Genomic DNA, 17,190 nt, shown 5'->3' on the forward strand with positions numbered 1-17,190 from the left:
CTAGAGAACACGGAAACCATCAATGACTGAACAGCCAAAGGGCGAGCTGGTCTGCACCGCCAGCGAGATCCAGGTTAAGCAGGCGCTGCGGATCCTGATCGACGACTACCCCGTAGCGATCGTGAAGGACTCGATGGGGGAGATCCACGCGATCGGCGACACCTGCTCGCACGCGGACATCTCCCTCTCCGAAGGAGAGGTTGAAGGCTGCAAGATCGAGTGCTGGGGCCACGGTTCCCAGTTCGACCTGCGCAGCGGCGAGCCGCTCCAGCTGCCGGCCTATGATCCTGTTCCCGTCTTTGCCGTCACCGTCCTGGATGACGAGGTCTATGTGGACTTCACCAACGTCCTGAACGGTGCCGAGGCTCCGACCTTCAGCTAGCTGCCTGCAGCCGGCAACCGCACCAGAAAACTTATCGACCAGAAACCGCACAGTGCCGTCAGGGCACGGTGCAGAGGAGAACAAGGCACATGTCTACTCTTGAGATCAAGGACCTGCACGTCAGCATTGACACCGAGCAGGGCACAAAGGAAATCCTGAAGGGCGTCAGCCTGACCATCAGGACCGGCGAGACGCACGCCATCATGGGCCCCAACGGCTCCGGCAAGTCCACGCTGGCGTCCACCATCGCCGGCCACCCGCGCTACAACGTCACGTCCGGCTCGATCACGCTCGACGGCGAGGACGTCCTCGCGATGACCGTTGACGCCCGCGCCCGCGCCGGCCTGTTCCTGGCCATGCAGTACCCGGTCGAGGTTCCCGGCGTGAGCATGACGAACTTCCTGCGCACCGCCAAGACGGCCATCGACGGCGAAGCCCCGAAGCTGCGTACCTGGACGAAGGACGTCAAGGCTGCCATGGCGCAGCTGCGCATCGACGCCGACTTCACCCAGCGCAATGTCAACGAAGGCTTCTCCGGCGGCGAGAAGAAGCGCGTCGAGATCCTTCAGCTGGAGCTCTTCAAGCCGAAGTTCGCCATCCTCGACGAGACCGACTCCGGCCTCGACGTCGACGCGCTGAAGGTTGTCTCCGAGGGCGTCAACCGCGCCCACGCCGAAGGCAACATGGGCACCCTGCTCATCACGCACTACACCCGGATCCTGCGCTACATCAAGCCGGAATTCGTGCACGTGTTCGTTGATGGCCAGGTTGTGGAAGAGGGCGGCCCGGAGCTGGCCGACCGCCTCGAAGAAGAAGGCTACGACCGCTACGCCACCGGCGCAGGGGCGGCCACCATCGCTGCCGCCACCGCGGCAGCCCAGGCGTAGTTAGGAGTCCGTCATGACCGAACTCAATGTGGCCCGCACGAGCCTCGAGGATGTCGAAGAGGCACTCATGGATGTGATCGACCCGGAACTCGGGGTCAACATCGTGGATCTGGGCCTGCTCTACGGACTGAAGTACTCGGACGACGACGGCGCCCTGCTGATCGACATGACGCTCACCACGGCCGCCTGCCCGCTCACCGATGTGATCGAGGAGCAGGTCGGCAAGGCCTTGGACGGGGTCGTCGACGAATGGCGCCTCAACTGGGTGTGGATGCCGCCATGGGGTCCGGAACGGATCACCGAGGACGGCCGTGACCAGATGCGGGCCCTCGGCTTCAACATCTAGGTCCCCACCGCCTCCCCGCGCGAAACGAACGGCGGGCCCACCTCCCAGAGGCGGGCCCGCCGTCGTCGTTAACCGGTTGAGTGCGCTACGGTGTGGCGACGCCGAAGGTGTCGCACCGGTTGATGTCGCCCGTGCTGTAGCCCTGGTAGAACCACTTCTGCCGTTGCGCGCTGGAGCCGTGGGTCCAGGCCTCCGGCGAGACCCGGCCGGTGGCGGCCTTCTGGATCCGGTCATCGCCGACGGCCGACGCTGCGGAGAGGGCGTCCTTGAGGTCCTTTTCCTTCAGCGGGTCCAGGTACGGCTGCCCGGTCTTGGGATCCGGCTGCGTGGTGGCGTAGTGCGCCCACAGCCCGGCGTAACAGTCGGCCTGCAGCTCGACGCGGACGGCACCGGATTCCGGACCCTGGGGATCCTGCTGGGCGCGGTCCAGGTTGCCGAGCAGATTCTGGACGTGGTGGCCGAACTCGTGGGCCACCACATACTCCTGTGCCAGGGGCCCGCCGGAGGACCCGAAGCGGTCCACGAGCTCCTGGAAGAAGCCCGGGTCAAAGTAGGCAGTGGTGTCGGCGGGGCAGTAGAACGGGCCCACCTCCGAGGTGGCGGCGCCGCAGCCGGTGCCGGTGCCGCCCGTGAAGATGACTGTCTTCGGCTGGGGGTACTGCTTGTTGTACTGGGCCAGATAGGCCGGCCAGAAGGCGTTGAGGCTGTTGACCGTGCCAAGGATGCGGCAATCGAGGCGGGCGTCGGCGTCGGCGCCGCTGGCGCAGGCCAGCTCGGTGCCCTGCCCCTGCGCCCCGGAGTCCTGGGTGGTTCCGGTCAGGCCTTCCAGCAGCGCCGGGTTGATGCCGAACAGGGCCGCGATCAGCAGGACGATGCCGCCGCCGATCCCGCCCCCGACCTTGGCGCCGCGGCCCATGCCGCGGCGGTCCTGCACCTGCGAGGGGTCCAGCGGGACGTTGTCATTGAAACTCATGCTGTCACAATATCGTTTACCGGTAGCGGGGGCGCCTGCGCTCGGTAAAGTTGATCCGATGCCTTTCCTCGACAGACTCCAGCGCTGGGCCGGCGAGCGCCCCGACAGCACCGCCGTCGTGGTCGAGGGGCAGCGCCTGGGCTGGGAAGAGCTGCGGGATGCCGCCGCGCGCCGGGTGCCGGCAGCTCCCGCCGTGAGCGTGCTGTCCGAGGAGAACTCCCTGCACTTCGCCGCCGCGTTCGCGGCCGGCGTCGCGGGGGAGCGGCAGTGCGCCGTGCTGGACCCGACCTGGCCGCAGCAGCTGCAGGACAGCATCACAGAGCGGATAGCGGAAACGTTCCGGCGGGCGGCTCCGGTCACCGGGCACGGGCGCACTGACGCGCTCACTGACGAGCTGACCGACGGCCCGCCCGACGCGCCGTTCCTGATCGGTCTGACCTCCGGCACCACGTCTGTCCCCAAGGCCTTCACCCGCACCCGTCGGTCCTGGCAGGTGTCCTTCGACGCCTCGATCGAGTTCTTCGGCCTGACCCCGGAGGACCGGACCCTGGCGCCCGGGCCGCTCGCCGCGAGCCTGAACCTCTACGCCCTGGCCGAATGCCTGTACGCGGGGTCGGAGTTCCACACCCTGCCGAAGTTTGACGTGGGCGACGTCCACGCCGCGGTCAGCCACGACGGCATTACCCGGCTGGTCCTTATCCCCACCATGCTGCGGCTGCTCAGCGAGCGGGGCCTTGCGGGCGGCGTGGACGCCTCCGGGATCCGCAGCATCATCTGTGCCGGCTCCAAACTGGACGCCCGCACTCTGGACGCGGCACGCCGCTGGGCGCCCAATGCCACCATTTTTGAGTACTACGGCGCCTCGGAACTCAGCTTCGTCGCCGGTGCCGGCCTGCAGCCCGGGCAGCAGCCGCGGCTGGGCGGGACCGGGATCGGCAGGCCGTTCCCCGGCGTCGAGCTCCGCATCCTCGACGGCTCCGGTTCCCCGGTTCCGGACGGCAGCGACGGCAACGTCTGCGTCCGCAGCGGCATGGTCAGCGACGGCTACCTCTGGGGAGACGACGGCCAGGCGCTGCAGTGCTTCGACGGCTGGTACACCGTGGGGGACCAGGGCTACCTGTCCGGCGGGACGCTGCACCTGCTGGGCCGCCGCTCGGACATGATCATCACCGCCGGCACCAACGTGTACCCGCACGAGGTGGAGCTGGCCCTCGCCTCCGTGCCCGGTGTCGCCTCGGCGGTGGCGGCCGGCCTCGCCGATGATCTCCGCGGACAGCGTGTGGTGGCCGCGGTGGTGCCGTCCCACGGCGGCGTGACAGCGATGCAGTTAAAGGCCGGGGTGGAAGACGTGCTGGCCCGAGACAAGCGTCCGTTGGAGTACTTCGCGCTGACCGAGCTCCCGCTGACGGACCGGGGCAAGCTCAGCCGGCAGCTCCTGCTCGACTGGATCACCGGACATGACCCCAGGGCCCGCCGCCTTGGCTGAGCCGCCGGTCAGGTCCGTCGTGCCGGCCGTGCCGGCCGTGCCGCCGCTCCCCGCGGACCGGCAGCCCGTCATCATTGCCGCCCGCCGGACGCCGATCTGCCGCGCCAATGGCGCCCTGAAGACACTGCGCGCCCATGAGCTGCTGGCCCCCGTGCTGCGCAGCCTGCTCACCGACGCCGGCGTGGCCGCGGAGTCGGTGACGGATGTTGTGATCGGCAATGCCGTGGGCGGCGGCGGGAACGTGGCCAGGCTCGCGGCCCTCGAAGCCGGCCTGCCGGTCAGCGTCCCCGGCCTCACGGTGGACCGGCAGTGCGGGTCCGGACTCGACGCGATCGCCCTCGCCTCCCGTCTCGTGGCCGCCGGCGGTGGCGGCGTGTACCTGGCCGGCGGGGTGGAAAGCATCAGCACGGCACCGCTCCGCGCCAACCGGAACAGCGACGGCGGCCCGGAATTCTTCTCGCGGGCGCAGTTTGCGCCGAGCCGCTACGGCGATCCGGACATGGGGGTGGCTGCCGAAAACGTGGCTGCCCGGTTCGGGATCAGCCGGGCACGGCAGGACTCCGCGGCGCTGCGCAGCCACCGGCGCGCCCTGGCCGCCGCCGTTGCCGGCGCGTTCGACGCCGAAATCGTCCCGCTCCCGGGAGGCCCGGACCCCGGCGGCCCCCTGGCAGTCGCCGCCGACGACGGCCCCCGCCGCGGGTTGACCGCAGCGGTGGTGGCCCGGTTCCCGCCGGCGTTCGTGGCGGGCGGTACCGTCACCGCCGGGAACTCCTGCTTTGATGCGGACGGTGCGGCCGCCGTCGTGATCACATCGCTGGAGCGTGCCCGCGAACTCGGTGCCCGCAACGGGCTGCTGGTGCTGGGCACGGACACGGCGGGCGTGGACCCGCAGCTGCTGGGGATCGGCGCGGCCGCAGCGGGGAAACGGCTGCTCGCGGCCCACGGCCTGAGGGCGGGCGCGATTGGGCTGATTGAATTCAATGAGGCGTTCGCGGCGCAGGCCATTGCCTGCCTCGAGCAGCTCGGTATCGACCCGGAACGTGCCAACCTCGACGGCGGTGCCCTGGCCTTGGGCCACGCCTACGGGGCCTCCGGCGCGGTGCTCGTCACGCGGCTGCTCGGCCAGGCGCGCCGCACCCCGCTGGAGGGGCAGCTGGCGCTGGCACTGATCAGCATCGCCGGGGGAATGGGCACGGCGGCGCTGCTGGAATACCGCAGCTTGTCCTAGTCTCAGGGGGACATGCCCATTCTTGGGCTCGGGCAGCGGGCAGAGTAGGCATATGTGCTGTGGCTGCGGGCCGGGGAGGGCATGTCCCGCGGTCACGGCCGCGGGGAGGGCGTTCCGCGTGCACCAGCCGGGGGACATGCCCATTTTTGGGCTCGGGCAGCGGGCAGAGTGGGCATATGTCCGGTGGCTGCGGGCAGGGGAGGGCATGTCCCGCGGGTGGGCGCCTGGGAGGGCTGTCAGCCGTCCAGGTCCTCGGCTTCGCCCAGACCCCGTGCCGCGAGTGCTTCACCGGTCTGCCGCGCGAAGGCCACGGTGGTGATGAATACCGGGAGCACGAGGGCCCTGGGGTTGCGTTCCAGGCCGCGGGCACGGGCGGAATCCCTGACGTCGGAGTATGCGCCCGCGATGAACGGGATGCTGCGCAACATGATGGCGATCGTCAGGGCGAACCGTTCCGGATCCGCCCCGATGCGCCGGAACGGCGTGGCCAGAGACGCCACCCCGTCGAGCAACCCCTGGACCGGCGTCGTCGCCGTGAGGATCGACGCCGCCACGACGCAGACCAGGACGTTCAGCACGATCCGTGCCGCCGTGGGACCGCCCAGCTGCCACCACTGGAAGAGCCCGATCGCCGCGAGGACCGGCAGTACCGGCCGGACAGCGCGCCACAGGCGGTCCGCCCCCGCCCCACTGAGCAGGAACACCCCGCACATCAGCGCCAGCACTCCGGCCGCAACCGCCCAGTCCACGATCAGGAAGGACGCCATGCCGCAGCCGAGGACCAGCAGGAATTTCAGCCACAGCGGCGAGCGGTGGACCACGGAGCGGCCGGGCACGTAGTTCGCCAGCAGGAATCCGTGCCCGCTCACGGCTGCTCCACTGCCGGCGACTCCAGGCCAGCCGCGCTCAGCGCCCGGTAATGGTCGACGGCGGCCGCCGGCCCGCCGTCGAACACGACCCGGCCGGCATGCACCACGAGGACCCGGTCCATGTCGCGGGCGAGCTCAAGGTCGTGGGTGGACAGGATGACCTGCTGGCCAAGCCCGGCCAGGGTCCGGCGGAGCAGTTCCCGGTTGCGCAGGTCCAGCAGGGTGGAGGGTTCGTCCAGGACGAGGACTTCCGGGTCCACCGCGAGGACCGCGGCGAGGGCCAGCAGCTGGCGTTCCCCGCCGGAGAGTTCGTAGATGCTCTGGTCCGCCAGCTGCAGCAGCCCGAAGCGGCCCAGGGTCGCTTCGGCCTGCCTGCGCCGCTCCGCGGCGTTCCGGACCGAGCGCCGGAGCGACAGTTCGACGTCCTCGCGGCCGGTGGGCATCACCAGCTGGGACAACGGGTCCGTGAAGACAAACCCCACGCGGCGTCGGACTTCCCGCACCGCGCGGACGGTATCCGCACCGCCCACCAGCACGGAGCCGCTGCTCGGTGCCACGAGTCCGTTCAGGAGCCGCAGCAGGGTGGACTTGCCGGAGCCGTTGGCGCCGATGATGCCGATCCGCTGCTCCGAGAGGTCGAGTGACACCCCTTCGAGCAGGGTCTTGGGTGCGGCGCGGCCGTCAACCTGGACCCGTACCGCCACCCGGTCCAGGACAATGCTCACGGGCGGACTTCCGCCTTCGCGGCGCCGGCGGTCCGGACGCGGCGGATGAGCAGGTCAGGGAAGGCCTTGTGCAGGGACAGCGCGATGGTCACGGCCAGTGCGTTCTTGATCACATCTCCGGGGTAAAAGACCAGATCGGCCAGGAACGCCTTGGGGAAGTCCAGCTTCGCGTTGACCATCATGCCAAGGATGCCGAGGCCATGGACAAAGATGATGCTGCCCACCATCGCGGCGGCGAAAAGGAGGACCGCACGAAGCCTGCCGGGACGTCCCGCGGTGCGGCGCAGCACGACGACGGTCAGCCAGCCCACCGCCGCGGCCGCAAACACGAAGCCGACGATGTAGCCCGCCGAGGGACCGGCCAGGACACCGAGTCCGCTGCGCCCGCCGCTGAAGATCGGCAGCCCGGCGAGGCCCAGGAGAACGTACAGCCCGACGGCGGCGAAGGCCCGCCCGGGGCCGAGGGCCAGCCCCGTGAGCATGACGGCAAGGGTCTGCAGCGTGATGGGGACGCCGAGTCCGCCCACGGGAATGGCGGCGATCAGCGCGGAACCGGCCACGAGGGCGGCGAAGACGGCGATCAGGCCGAGGTCGGTGGCGTTCCAGCGGTGGCGTCGCACGGGCACCGGGGTGACGGCGGTGGCGGTGCGGTGTGTCTCGGGCATCGGATTTCCTCGCATCAAAAAGGGGGGCGGTTCTTACTTCCGACCCTACGGCGGCGGCGCGGTCCCTATTTTGTAGGTGCTCCACTAACCGGCGGCCCGGATGCTGGAGGGCGCCGCCAAAGGCCGGGTCCGGCCGGGATCCGGGGCTCTTGTCTTCGGGCGGAGGCGGGGCCGGTAGACTGGTGGAGGCCGTTCTCTCGGCCGCACTGCCCCGGCCCCCTCCAGATTCCATCCGTTGTGCCGCGGCGTTCCCTGTTGTGAAAGGCCTTAGCTGCATTGATTACCGTCCAGGATCTCGAACTGCGCGCCGGCGCCCGCCTCCTTATGGACCAGGTGAGCTTCCGGATCGACAAGGGAGACAAGATCGGCCTCGTCGGCCGTAACGGTGCAGGCAAGACCACACTGACCCGGGTGCTCGCGGGCGAAGGCCTGCCGGCCGGCGGCAAGGTTACCCGCAGCGGCGAGATCGGCTACCTGCCGCAGGATCCCCGCACCCCGGACATGGAGCAGCTGGCCCGCGACCGGATCCTCTCCGCCCGCGGCCTGGACATCGCCGTCGGCAAGCTCCGGCAGACCCATGAGGACATGGCCAGCGAGGACGCCGAGGTCCAGCGCAAGGCGATGAACCGCTATGACCGGCTGGAATCCGAATTCCTCGCCGCCGGCGGTTACGCGGCCGAGGCCGAGGCCGCCGCGATCTGCTCCAACCTGGCGCTCCCGGACCGGCTGCTGAACCAGCCGCTCAAGACCCTGTCCGGTGGCCAGCGCCGCCGTGTGGAACTCGCCCGGATCCTGTACTCGGGCGCCGAAACGATGCTCCTCGATGAGCCCACCAACCACCTCGACGCCGACTCCATCTCCTGGCTCCGCGAGTTCCTGAAGAACCACCAGGGCGGGCTGATCGTGATCAGCCACGACACCGAGCTGCTCGAAGCCACCGTCAACAAGGTGTTCCTGCTGGATCCCAACCGCGCCCAGATCGACTTCTACAACATGGACTGGAAGCGCTACCTCCAGCAGCGCGAAACGGACGAGCGCGCCCGCAAGCGTGAGCGCGCCAACGCGGAGAAGAAGGCCCAGGTCCTCATCGACCAGGCCAATAAGATGCGCGCCAAGGCCACCAAGGCCGTCGCCGCGCAGAACATGGCCAAGCGCGCCGAACGTCTGCTGGGCGGCCTCGAAGCCGTGCGCGCGACCGACCGCGTGGCAGCCCTGCGCTTCCCGGATCCGTCACCGTGCGGCAAGACGCCGCTCACCGCGGACGGCCTCAGCAAGTCTTACGGCTCTCTGGAGATCTTCACCGACGTGGACCTCGCCATCGACCGCGGCTCCAAGGTGGTCATCCTGGGCCTCAACGGCGCCGGCAAGACCACCCTCCTGCGGATGCTCGCCGGCGTCGACAAGCCGGACACCGGCGAAGTCGTTGCGGGCCACGGCCTGAAAGTGGGCTATTACGCCCAGGAGCACGAGACGCTCGACGTGGACCGTACCGTCCTGCAGAACATGCGCTCCTCCGCCCCGGACATGAACGACGCGGAAGTACGAAACATCCTGGGCTCGTTCCTGTTCTCCGGCGACGACGTCGACAAGCCCGCCGGTGTGCTGTCCGGCGGCGAGAAGACCCGTCTCGCGCTGGCCACCATCGTGGCCTCGAGCGCGAATGTGCTGCTCCTCGACGAGCCCACCAACAACCTCGACCCGGCCAGCCGCGCCGAGATCCTCGGGGCCCTGAGCAACTACACCGGCGCCGTCGTCCTGGTCAGCCACGATGAAGGTGCCGTCGAAGCGCTGAACCCCGAGCGCGTCGTGCTGCTGCCCGATGGCATCGAGGACCACTGGAACGAAGACTACTTGGACCTCATAACCCTCGCGTAGCGTCGGCACCCCCAACTGACCCGCAGTTGTTGTCGTTTTGAGCGGTCAAAACGACAACTATTGCCAGCCAGTTGGGCTAACGGACGGGCACGATCTCGGCGTCGGTGATGCGCTGGAGCTCGGCATAGCCGATGGAGAACATCGAGTTGTGATCGCCGGCGCCGGCCCAGAGGACTTCGTGGATTGCAAGGGAGCTGTCCAGCAGGGTGCGGATCTTCTCCGGGTGGCCCAGCGGGGCTACTCCGCCTACTTCCTGGCCCGTGTGTTCCAGCACGAACTCCGGGGTGGCGCGGCGGATTTTGCCCGTGCCCAGCTGCGCGGCCACCTTCCGGACGTCCACCTTGGCGGCGCCGCTGGCCAGGATGAGCAGGGGAGTGCCCCCGACGTCGAAGACGAGGCTGTTGGTGATCGCCGCGACGTCGCAGCCTAGGACGGCCGCCGCCGCTGCCGCCGTCGGGACTTTCGTATCGAAGACCGTCACCGTGTCCTCGGCTCCTGCCGCGGTCAGCGCATGCTTCACGTTCGCCACCGGTTCCGGATCCATGCGGGGCTCCCTCAGTAACCCTGGGCGTCCAGGATGGCGTCTTCCTCTTCCTCCGCCGTCGCATTCTTCCGCTTCCGGGGGGCAGGACGACGCCGCGCCACCGGCCCGCTGGAGTGCAGGAACCCGCCGGCAGTGTCTCCGTCCGTGCCCTGGGCTTCCGCGTCCTCGGCGTCGATGGCCGCGTTCCGGGCCTGCTGACGGGCCGCGTAGCCGAAGCCGATGAACATCAGCACCCCGAAGGCAAACCACTGCAGTGAGTACGACAGGTGCGTGCCTTCCTCGGTCGTGGGCTTGGGGAAGGCGATGGGCATGTCCGCAACGGATGGTGTCTCCGAGGCCAGTTGTCCATAGGCGCCGGTGAGCAGCGGGTAACCCAACTGCGCGGAGTAGGCGGCCAGGTCGATGGACGCCAGCTGCCCGTCCGGCGCACCGCGCTGGAGCTCGGGCTCGGCGTGCTTGAGGCGGGCGACGACGCTCACGTTGCCCGACGGCGGTGCGGGCACCGAGTCGGGCCGGCCCGGATTGTTGTTGCCGATGGGCAGCCAGCCACGGTCAATCACCACGGTCTCGCCGGTCCCCAGCCTGAAGGGGACCACCACTTCGTAGCCGGGCTGGCCGTTGAGCGGCCGGTTGCGGACGATGCGCTGACCGGCGGCATCGTAGCTGCCCTTCAGCTCCACCTGGGTCCACTCCCGGTGCGCGTCCAGGCTGCTGAACTGGTCCTTGACATCGGCAAACGGAACGGGCGTGGCGGAGTAGTTGGAGGTCACGCGGTTGATTTCGGCCAGCGTCTCGGCGCGGCGGTCCATCTGCCAGCGGCCCAGGAAGACACAGGCGGTGGCGAAGATGGCAGCCAGCAACAGGTATCCCAGCCACTTGCTGGAAAAGAGAAAGCGATACATTCAGCCGGCCCCGCCTGCCGGCTCAAGGGCCACGGTTGCTTTCCACAGACCCCGGGTCTGGAGATAGTCCTCCAGCCAGGACCGGTGCTCGCCGCAGGCGAGCCAGATCTTGCGCCGTTCCGGAGTATGGATCTTCGGGTTGTTCCAGAGCAACTGCCACTCGGCACCGGCCCGGCACGCCTTCCGTGAGCACACCGCTTCGGCGGGGCCCGCCGTCGGGCCGCCGTTCCCGGCAAGGTCAAACAGGTTCATGAAGCAGCCCGTCCGTGGTCGCCTTCATCTTCAGCAAGTCCATCCTCATCTTCGATCAGTTCGCCCTGCAACAACGTCACGGAGGGGTCTTCGGCCGCAGCAGCTGCCGGCCCGGCGGTTCCGGGCGCATCCAGTTCACCCAGCGGAGCGTAGTCCAGCAGTGAGTCGCTGTGGATCTCCGCCTTGTCGCCGCCGTTGGCGATGATGACGGCGACCCACGGCAGGAACACCGCACCGATCACGGGAATAACCTTGAACCAGCCGTCCACCACGAATATCAGGATCAGGCACACCATGCGGATTCCCATGGCCACGGCGTACTTGATCATCCGCTGTCGCATCTCTTCCGAGTGTGCGGTGGCGGCGTCCGTGATGCTGTGGACCTCGGTGTCACCCGGTAACTCACCCGGGTCCCCAGGCAACGGTCCACCGGGTCGGTTTTTGAGGGTCAAGGCTGTCAGATCACGCTCCCAAGGCTTACTTCAATTCTCTCACCATCGGAGGAGCCGCCCAAACGCGCGCCGCCCGGGCGCTAAGATCGGAGGCAGGAAAATCCACCCCTACGCGGCGCCGTCACGCCGCAGAATCCCGGAGCCCCACCATGCCTGAAGCAGTATCCACCGGCCGCAGCGTCCTGATCACCGGCGGCAACCGCGGGATCGGCCTCGCCATCGCCGAGTCCTTCCTGGCCAACGGGGACAAGGTGGCTGTCACCTACCGCAGCGAGTCAAAGCTCCCCGAGGGCATCCTCGGCGTCACGGCTGACGTCACGGACGAAGCCTCCGTGGACGCCGCCTTCGCCGAGGTTGAGGCCGCGCACGGACCCGTCGAGGTGCTCGTGGCCAACGCGGGCATCACCAAGGACACCCTGCTGATGCGCATGAGCGAGGACGACTTCACCTCGGTGATCGACACGAACCTCACCGGCGCCTTCCGTGTCATCAAGCGGGCCTCCAGGGGCATGATCCGGGCACGCAAGGGCCGCGTCGTCCTCATCTCCTCCGTCTCCGGCCTCTACGGCGCCCCTGGCCAGATCAACTACTCGGCCTCCAAAGCCGGCCTCGTCGGGATCGCCCGTTCGCTGACCCGTGAACTCGGCGGCCGCGGCATCACAGCGAACGTCGTCGCGCCCGGCTTCATCAACACGGACATGACGGCGGAACTACCCGAGGCGACCCAGAAGGACTACCTGTCCAAGGTCCCCGCCGGCCGCTTCGCCGAAGCGTCCGAGGTGGCCGACGTCGTCCGCTGGATCGCGAGCGACGAAGCCGCGTACATTTCCGGCGCGGTCATCCCGGTCGACGGCGGCCTCGGCATGGGCCACTGAGGCAGCGGCCCCGACGGCCCAGCGGAACGACGGCGGCCGCACCGCACGCCCGCCACGATAGGACCATTTGCCCTTAACAGGCGCCCCGTCACGGGTGTGTAATGGGGTTACAACCCCTGACTATGCCAAGGCGGGGGCATGGAACCAGGAGGAATATCATGGCTGAATCCAGCAAATGGGCGCCCTCGGACATGCTGGAGCCGATCAAGCGCTTCCTCGACGGCGAACTGGCGATGACGTCGTCCATGAAGGTCGAGCAGTTCCAGGACGGCGACACCCTGGTGGTCCGGGCGGAGGTGCCCGGGATCGATCCCGACCAGGACGTCGACGTCTCCGTGAGCGAAGGCATGCTCCACATCAAGGCGGAGCGCCAGGAGAGGTCCGAGCACAAGAGCAAGATGGGGTACCGTTCGGAATTCCGTTACGGCTCCTTCCAGCGCAGCATCGCGCTGCCGCCCGGAGTGAAGGATGAAGACATCACCGCCACCTACAAGGACGGCGTCCTTGAAGTCCGGGCACCCGTGCCGGCGGCACCACCGGAGTCGGCCACGAAGAAGATCAGGATCGACCACAGCTGACCGGACCGCCCGGCAGCCCGGGGACGGCCCGATCCGACCCGGAACTAGCCCGCTTTGGCTTCTTTGTGGATCCTGAACAACGGAAATGCCCTGCAACGCTGGCATGATGGACTGCAGACTCACCGTTTTTGGACGTTTGGAACAAAGGAGCTCGTATGGGACTGCTGGACAACAAGACCGCAATTGTGACCGGTTCATCGCGGGGAATCGGCGCCGAAGTCGCCAAGTACCTGGCGGCCGAGGGCGCCGCCGTCGTCGTGAACTACCGCCAGAAGGCACCGCGCGCCAATAAGGTGGTCGCAGAGGTCGAGGCCGCCGGTGGCCGCGCGGCCGCCGTCGGTGCGGACCTCACCACCCAGGCAGGCGTTCAGGCTTTGGCCAGCGCGGCCATGGAAAACTTCGGCTCACTCGACGTGCTGGTGCTGAATGCCTCCGGCGGCATGGAGTCGGGCATGGAGGAGGGATATGCCCTCAAGCTCAACCGCGATGCCCAAGTGAACATGCTGAACGCCGCCGTGCCCCTGATGCCCGAGGGCTCCCGCGTCGTCTTTGTGACGAGCCACCAGGCCCACTTCATCGACACCGTGCCCACCATGCCGGATTACGAGCCGGTGGCCCGCAGCAAGCGCGCCGGCGAGGATGCCCTCCGTGAACTCGTCCCGAGCCTCGCCGAGAAGGGCATCTCGCTCGTCGTCGTGTCCGGCGACATGATCGAGGGCACCGTCACGGCCACCCTGCTGGACCGCTCCAACCCGGGCGCCATCGAGGCCCGCCGCGCCGAGGCCGGAAAGCTGTACTCGGTCTCCGAGTTCGCCGCCGAGGTGGCCAAGATGGTGACGGCCGACGTCGAAACAGGCCACACCGAGTACGTCGGCGGCGCCGATTACTTCGACAAAGCAACAACGGACAAGAGCAACAGCTAAACGTCCGGCACGGGCAAAGAACCAGCAGGGGGCGGGGCAGCCCCATCTCCCGGCAGCGCCCCGGCCCGAGCTGAGGAGATGGGGCCTGCCCCTCTCCTTAGGCATCATCATCGGCGGCCCGGCCGAGCGACCGGCCAGGTTTCATAGGGAGGGCCCCGCGTCCAACGGGCGGCCAGCGCCCCGGTTTCGTCTTGCTCGTTCAACGTCGGCGGCGCTCTCCGCCAGCCCCCGGGCAGTAAGTCCGGCCACAACGCCGTCGATGTCGGTGCCGGTCCGGTTTTGGCTGAGTTTGGTCTTCGCTTCGATCCTTGTGATCAGCAGTTCGACGCCCACGATGGCGCGCAGCTGGCCGGAAATGTAGCCCTCGGGGGCGTCGTCCACGGTCCACGGGCGGTCTGAGTTGGCTTCGTTGAGGTCCGTCAGCCGTCGAACGTGATTTCCGAGCCAGGCCGGGTCGTCGTGGATGACCAGTTGGCCGTACACATGGGCTGTGGAGTAGTTCCAGGTTGGCACGACGCGTCCGTGTTCGGCTTTCGAGGCGTACCAGGAGGGCGAAATGTAGGCGTCCGCGCCCTGGATGATGACGAGTGATTCTCCGATCGCGGGTTCCGACCACTGGGCGTTGTTCCGGGCGAGGTGCCCGTGCAGGGCGCCATGTTCACCGACCGACGAATCGTAGACGAACGGCAGCAGGGTGGCGAGCAGGCCCTGCAAGGTCATGGTGACAAGGTTGGCGGCGGCCGGCCGGGTGAGGAGGTCATGGATCGCGTCGGGGCCGGCTGCGAAGTGCGCTGGGGTGTACATGCGGTTCTTCCTTTGTTTGGTCGAGGAACTTCGTGGTCCGGGGGTCATGAGCGATTCCGCGGCGTGGGCGGCGGGTTGAGCCGGACGCGGACGGCGATGCCGGCGCAGAGGATGACGGCGAGGCCGCCGAAGATGGTGGTCCAGGTCAGTGTCTCGCCCAGCAGGAGTCCGGCCCAGCAGATGGTCAGTACGGGCTGGACGAGTTGGATCTGGCTCACTTGGGCCATCGGGCCGATGGCCAGGCCGCGGTACCAGGCGAAGAAGCCGAGGAACATGCTGACGATGCCGAGGTAGGCGAGGGCAGCCCACTGGACCGGCGTGCCCGACGGCGGCTGCTGGGCCGCGGAGAGCGCCGCCAGGAAGACCATGAGCGGGGATGCGAGGACAAGGGCCCAGGACACCGTCGGCCACGCGCCGAGTTCGCGTGCGAGCAGGCCGCCTTCCGCGTAGCCGATGGCAGCGGCCACTACTGCGCCGAGGAGCAGCAGATCCGCCCAGTGCAGCTGCCCGAGGCCCCCGGACTGCGCAAAGGCGAAAGCTATCGCCGCCAGCGCACCAATGGCTGTCGCGACCCAGAAGGCTGTCCGTGGACGCTCGCGGGCGCGGAGGACTGCGGCCGTTGCCGTCGCGGCCGGAAGCAGCGCGATGACGACGGCGCCGTGGGTGGCGGGCGCTGTCGTGAGGGCGAAGGAGGTGAGCAGCGGGAAGCCGACGACGATCCCGCCGGCGACCACCGCGAGCCGCGTCCACTGTGCGCCGCGAGGAAAACGCTGCCGGGTGAGGGAGAGGGCGAAGGCGGCCAGGACTGCGGCTATCACGGCGCGGGCGGACCCGATGAACAGCGGCGAGAGCCCCGCGACCGCCACCCGGGTGAAGGGAACGGTAAACGAGAACGCCGCTACTCCCAGGAGGCCCCACCACAGGCCGGTCGGCTGTCTGCGCAGACCGGTAGGCCGTGTGCGCAGTATCACTGGCCGTATAAGCTTAGTAGCGCTACTATTGTCTCTCATGAACAACGATAGCAGTTCCCGAATTGCCACGCGACTCCGGGAATGGATCGCAGGAGCGGCGCCGGGATCCCGGCTGCCGTCCACGCGGTCGCTGGTTGCCGATTACCATGCCAGCCCCGTGACGGTGCAGAAGGCCCTGCAGACACTCACCACGCAGGGCCTGATCGAGAGCCGGCCAGGTGTCGGGACGTTCGTGCGTGCCGTCCGGACCGCCCGGCCCTCGGATTACGGCTGGCAGACGGCTGCGCTTCGTTCGCCCCAGGCGCCTCTTCGCTCGGCCTCCACCGCGATGCGCAGCGCGTCGAACGATGTCATCGCGTTCCATTCCGGCTATCCGGACCGGGAACTCCTGCCGGAACGCCTGGTGCGTGCAGCACTCACCAGGGCAGCCCGGGGCGACGCCGCCCTGGCCCGGCCGCCGGCTGCGGGGCTTCCCGAACTGCAGTCCTGGTTCGCCCACGAACTCGGCACCTCGACCCCGGCAGGAATCACCCCGCCGACACCGAGCGACGTCGTCGTGCTGCCGGGCAGCCAGAGCGGACTCAGCTCCATCTTCAGGGCCCTGGTGGGCCATGGGCAGACCCTGCTGATGGAATCCCCGAGCTACTGGGGCGCCATCCTCGCGGCAGCGCAGGCCGGCGTCCGCGTCGTTCCTGTGCCCAGCGGACCGGACGGTCCCGGCCCGGAAGAGTTGGCCCGTGCCTTCGCGGAGACCGGTGCACGGATGTTCTACGCACAGCCGAACTACGCGAACCCCACGGGAGCGCAGTGGCCGGCCCGGCGCGGCGAACAAGTCCTGGACGTCGTGCGAGAGTACGGCGCGTTCCTCGTTGAGGACGACTGGGCCCACGATTTCGGCATCACCTCAACCCCCGTCCCCGTCGCCGCCAGGGATGATTCCGGCCACGTCGTCTACCTTCGCTCACTGACGAAGAGCGTATCCCCGGCCGTCCGGGTTGCCGCGGTCATCGCCCGCGGCCCGGCGCGTGAACGGATCCTTGCCGACCGCGGAGCCGAGTCGATGTATGTCAGCGGCTTTCTCCAGGCCGCAGCACTCGATGTGGTCACCCAGCCTGCCTGGCAGACGCATCTGCGAAGCCTCCGGCACCAGCTCCAATCGCGCCGCGACCTCCTGGTCACCAGCCTGCGGGAGCACGCCCCGCAGGCTCACATCAGCCACATCCCCAAGGGAGGGCTGAACCTCTGGGCCCGGCTGCCCGACGGGACCGACCTCGAACAGCTCACCCGCGACTGCGAGAGTGCCGGGGTCATCATTGCCGCCGGCACCGAATGGTTCCCGGCCGAACCGGCGGGCCCGTTCATCCGGCTCAACTACGCCGGGCCCAACCCCGGCGCCTTCCCGGAAGGCGCGCGCATCCTCGGCCGGGCAATCGAACGCAACGGGCGCTAGAAA

At 68.5% G+C, this 17,190-nt stretch carries 20 protein-coding genes; 10 read left to right on the forward strand and 10 right to left on the reverse strand.

Translation table 11 applies throughout. The features are described 5' to 3' along the window. Window positions 1-22 precede the first annotated feature (22 nt). The 3 genes from ABIB26_RS08370 to ABIB26_RS08380 all read left to right on the forward strand — a co-directional run bounded on the left by ABIB26_RS08370 (window position 23) and on the right by ABIB26_RS08380 (window position 1,615). Window positions 23-382 (forward strand): non-heme iron oxygenase ferredoxin subunit, encoded by a 360-nt coding sequence (locus ABIB26_RS08370; protein ID WP_354241297.1) that lies wholly within the window; start codon window positions 23-25, stop codon window positions 380-382. An 89-nt stretch (window positions 383-471) separates the two neighbouring features. Beyond that, window positions 472-1,269: a Fe-S cluster assembly ATPase SufC gene (gene sufC / locus ABIB26_RS08375; RefSeq protein WP_354241298.1), complete on the forward strand. Its 798-nt coding sequence runs from the start codon at window positions 472-474 to the stop codon at window positions 1,267-1,269. A gap of 13 nt (window positions 1,270-1,282) precedes the next feature. After that, window positions 1,283-1,615, forward strand: a complete 333-nt coding sequence (locus tag ABIB26_RS08380; RefSeq protein ID WP_354241300.1) for a metal-sulfur cluster assembly factor — start codon at window positions 1,283-1,285, stop codon at window positions 1,613-1,615. Window positions 1,616-1,700: 85 nt separating this feature from the next. Here ABIB26_RS08380 and ypfJ read toward each other — a convergent pair whose 3' ends face one another. Further along, window positions 1,701-2,588, reverse strand: coding sequence for a KPN_02809 family neutral zinc metallopeptidase (gene ypfJ / locus ABIB26_RS08385; RefSeq protein ID WP_354241302.1), 888 nt, complete (start codon window positions 2,586-2,588; stop codon window positions 1,701-1,703). A 58-nt stretch (window positions 2,589-2,646) separates the two neighbouring features. Here ypfJ and ABIB26_RS08390 point away from each other — a divergent pair, with 58 nt between their 5' ends. Together ABIB26_RS08390 and ABIB26_RS08395 are read left to right on the forward strand one after the other, a co-directional pair. Continuing rightward, window positions 2,647-4,074 carry a class I adenylate-forming enzyme family protein gene (locus ABIB26_RS08390; protein ID WP_354241304.1) on the forward strand — a complete coding sequence of 476 codons (1,428 nt, stop codon included), beginning with the start codon at window positions 2,647-2,649 and terminating at the stop codon, window positions 4,072-4,074. Continuing rightward, the gene (locus ABIB26_RS08395) at window positions 4,046-5,302 is read left to right on the forward strand and encodes a thiolase family protein (protein WP_354241306.1); all 1,257 of its coding nucleotides are present in this window, start codon (window positions 4,046-4,048) and stop codon (window positions 5,300-5,302) included. The genes ABIB26_RS08390 and ABIB26_RS08395 overlap by 29 nt, the downstream gene beginning before the upstream one ends. A gap of 236 nt (window positions 5,303-5,538) precedes the next feature. On the opposite strand, the gene ABIB26_RS08400 is transcribed toward ABIB26_RS08395, so the two are convergent. Genes ABIB26_RS08400 through ABIB26_RS08410 form a run of 3 tightly spaced genes read right to left on the reverse strand, consistent with a single transcriptional unit; the run spans window position 5,539 to window position 7,561 of the window. Further along, complete coding sequence (locus ABIB26_RS08400) at window positions 5,539-6,171, reverse strand: energy-coupling factor transporter transmembrane component T family protein (protein WP_354241308.1); 633 nt, start codon at window positions 6,169-6,171, stop codon at window positions 5,539-5,541. Then, a complete protein-coding gene (locus ABIB26_RS08405) occupies window positions 6,168-6,896 on the reverse strand; it encodes an energy-coupling factor ABC transporter ATP-binding protein (protein WP_354241310.1) in 729 nt (242 codons plus the stop codon). Before ABIB26_RS08405 ends, ABIB26_RS08400 begins: the two co-directional genes overlap by 4 nt. After that, window positions 6,893-7,561 (reverse strand): biotin transporter BioY, encoded by a 669-nt coding sequence (locus ABIB26_RS08410; RefSeq protein ID WP_354241312.1) that lies wholly within the window; start codon window positions 7,559-7,561, stop codon window positions 6,893-6,895. Before ABIB26_RS08410 ends, ABIB26_RS08405 begins: the two co-directional genes overlap by 4 nt. Window positions 7,562-7,837: 276 nt before the next feature. Between ABIB26_RS08410 and ABIB26_RS08415 the strand changes: the two genes are divergently transcribed. Next, window positions 7,838-9,436, forward strand: coding sequence for an ABC-F family ATP-binding cassette domain-containing protein (locus ABIB26_RS08415; RefSeq protein ID WP_354241314.1), 1,599 nt, complete (start codon window positions 7,838-7,840; stop codon window positions 9,434-9,436). 76 nt (window positions 9,437-9,512) lie between these two features. On the opposite strand, the gene ABIB26_RS08420 is transcribed toward ABIB26_RS08415, so the two are convergent. The 4 genes from ABIB26_RS08420 to ABIB26_RS08435 are packed head-to-tail and all read right to left on the reverse strand — an operon-like array spanning window position 9,513 to window position 11,586. After that, on the reverse strand, window positions 9,513-9,980 hold the full coding sequence (locus ABIB26_RS08420; protein ID WP_354241316.1) for a YbaK/EbsC family protein: 468 nt from the start codon (window positions 9,978-9,980) through the stop codon (window positions 9,513-9,515). An 11-nt stretch (window positions 9,981-9,991) separates the two neighbouring features. Then, window positions 9,992-10,882, reverse strand: coding sequence for an SURF1 family cytochrome oxidase biogenesis protein (locus ABIB26_RS08425; RefSeq protein ID WP_354241317.1), 891 nt, complete (start codon window positions 10,880-10,882; stop codon window positions 9,992-9,994). Next, the gene (locus ABIB26_RS08430) at window positions 10,883-11,134 is read right to left on the reverse strand and encodes a hypothetical protein (RefSeq protein ID WP_354241319.1); all 252 of its coding nucleotides are present in this window, start codon (window positions 11,132-11,134) and stop codon (window positions 10,883-10,885) included. Further along, window positions 11,131-11,586, reverse strand: coding sequence for a DUF3099 domain-containing protein (locus ABIB26_RS08435; protein WP_354241321.1), 456 nt, complete (start codon window positions 11,584-11,586; stop codon window positions 11,131-11,133). Before ABIB26_RS08435 ends, ABIB26_RS08430 begins: the two co-directional genes overlap by 4 nt. Before the next feature lie 149 nt (window positions 11,587-11,735). On the opposite strand from ABIB26_RS08435, the gene ABIB26_RS08440 reads away from it, so the two are divergent. The 3 genes from ABIB26_RS08440 (at window position 11,736) to ABIB26_RS08450 (ending at window position 13,962) form a co-directional block, all read left to right on the forward strand. Continuing rightward, window positions 11,736-12,461, forward strand: a complete 726-nt coding sequence (locus tag ABIB26_RS08440; RefSeq protein WP_354241323.1) for a beta-ketoacyl-ACP reductase — start codon at window positions 11,736-11,738, stop codon at window positions 12,459-12,461. Window positions 12,462-12,619: 158 nt separating this feature from the next. After that, complete coding sequence (locus ABIB26_RS08445) at window positions 12,620-13,039, forward strand: Hsp20/alpha crystallin family protein (RefSeq protein WP_354241325.1); 420 nt, start codon at window positions 12,620-12,622, stop codon at window positions 13,037-13,039. Between the two features lie 155 nt (window positions 13,040-13,194). Further along, window positions 13,195-13,962: an SDR family oxidoreductase gene (locus ABIB26_RS08450; protein ID WP_354241327.1), complete on the forward strand. Its 768-nt coding sequence runs from the start codon at window positions 13,195-13,197 to the stop codon at window positions 13,960-13,962. 141 nt (window positions 13,963-14,103) lie between these two features. Here ABIB26_RS08450 and ABIB26_RS08455 read toward each other — a convergent pair whose 3' ends face one another. Next, a complete protein-coding gene (locus tag ABIB26_RS08455; protein WP_354241329.1) occupies window positions 14,104-14,766 on the reverse strand; it encodes an FMN-binding negative transcriptional regulator in 663 nt (220 codons plus the stop codon). A 44-nt stretch (window positions 14,767-14,810) separates the two neighbouring features. Next, window positions 14,811-15,776 (reverse strand): DMT family transporter, encoded by a 966-nt coding sequence (locus ABIB26_RS08460; protein ID WP_354241331.1) that lies wholly within the window; start codon window positions 15,774-15,776, stop codon window positions 14,811-14,813. Here ABIB26_RS08460 and ABIB26_RS08465 point away from each other — a divergent pair. Continuing rightward, complete coding sequence (locus tag ABIB26_RS08465; protein WP_354241333.1) at window positions 15,775-17,187, forward strand: aminotransferase-like domain-containing protein; 1,413 nt, start codon at window positions 15,775-15,777, stop codon at window positions 17,185-17,187. The genes ABIB26_RS08460 and ABIB26_RS08465 overlap by 2 nt on opposite strands. Window positions 17,188-17,190: the final 3 nt, after the last annotated feature.

This window comes from Arthrobacter sp. UYEF20, from assembly GCF_040546335.1.
Lineage (GTDB): Bacteria > Actinomycetota > Actinomycetes > Actinomycetales > Micrococcaceae > Arthrobacter.

What these genes read in the sequence shown, in the direction of transcription:
- ABIB26_RS08380 (WP_354241300.1), top strand. Translation starts at nt 1,283, where the DNA reads ATGACCGAACTCAATGTGGCCCGCACGAGCCTCGAGGATGTCGAAGAG.
- ABIB26_RS08425 (WP_354241317.1), bottom strand. Translation starts at nt 10,882, where the DNA reads ATGTATCGCTTTCTCTTTTCCAGCAAGTGGCTGGGATACCTGTTGCTG.
- ABIB26_RS08410 (WP_354241312.1), bottom strand. Translation starts at nt 7,561, where the DNA reads ATGCCCGAGACACACCGCACCGCCACCGCCGTCACCCCGGTGCCCGTG.
- ABIB26_RS08455 (WP_354241329.1), bottom strand. Translation starts at nt 14,766, where the DNA reads ATGTACACCCCAGCGCACTTCGCAGCCGGCCCCGACGCGATCCATGAC.
- ABIB26_RS08390 (WP_354241304.1), top strand. Translation starts at nt 2,647, where the DNA reads ATGCCTTTCCTCGACAGACTCCAGCGCTGGGCCGGCGAGCGCCCCGAC.
- ABIB26_RS08460 (WP_354241331.1), bottom strand. Translation starts at nt 15,776, where the DNA reads ATGAGAGACAATAGTAGCGCTACTAAGCTTATACGGCCAGTGATACTG.
- ABIB26_RS08450 (WP_354241327.1), top strand. Translation starts at nt 13,195, where the DNA reads ATGGGACTGCTGGACAACAAGACCGCAATTGTGACCGGTTCATCGCGG.
- ABIB26_RS08420 (WP_354241316.1), bottom strand. Translation starts at nt 9,980, where the DNA reads ATGGATCCGGAACCGGTGGCGAACGTGAAGCATGCGCTGACCGCGGCA.
- ABIB26_RS08440 (WP_354241323.1), top strand. Translation starts at nt 11,736, where the DNA reads ATGCCTGAAGCAGTATCCACCGGCCGCAGCGTCCTGATCACCGGCGGC.
- ABIB26_RS08465 (WP_354241333.1), top strand. Translation starts at nt 15,775, where the DNA reads ATGAACAACGATAGCAGTTCCCGAATTGCCACGCGACTCCGGGAATGG.
- ypfJ (WP_354241302.1), bottom strand. Translation starts at nt 2,588, where the DNA reads ATGAGTTTCAATGACAACGTCCCGCTGGACCCCTCGCAGGTGCAGGAC.
- ABIB26_RS08370 (WP_354241297.1), top strand. Translation starts at nt 23, where the DNA reads ATGACTGAACAGCCAAAGGGCGAGCTGGTCTGCACCGCCAGCGAGATC.
- ABIB26_RS08395 (WP_354241306.1), top strand. Translation starts at nt 4,046, where the DNA reads ATGACCCCAGGGCCCGCCGCCTTGGCTGAGCCGCCGGTCAGGTCCGTC.
- ABIB26_RS08430 (WP_354241319.1), bottom strand. Translation starts at nt 11,134, where the DNA reads ATGAACCTGTTTGACCTTGCCGGGAACGGCGGCCCGACGGCGGGCCCC.
- sufC (WP_354241298.1), top strand. Translation starts at nt 472, where the DNA reads ATGTCTACTCTTGAGATCAAGGACCTGCACGTCAGCATTGACACCGAG.
- ABIB26_RS08445 (WP_354241325.1), top strand. Translation starts at nt 12,620, where the DNA reads ATGGCTGAATCCAGCAAATGGGCGCCCTCGGACATGCTGGAGCCGATC.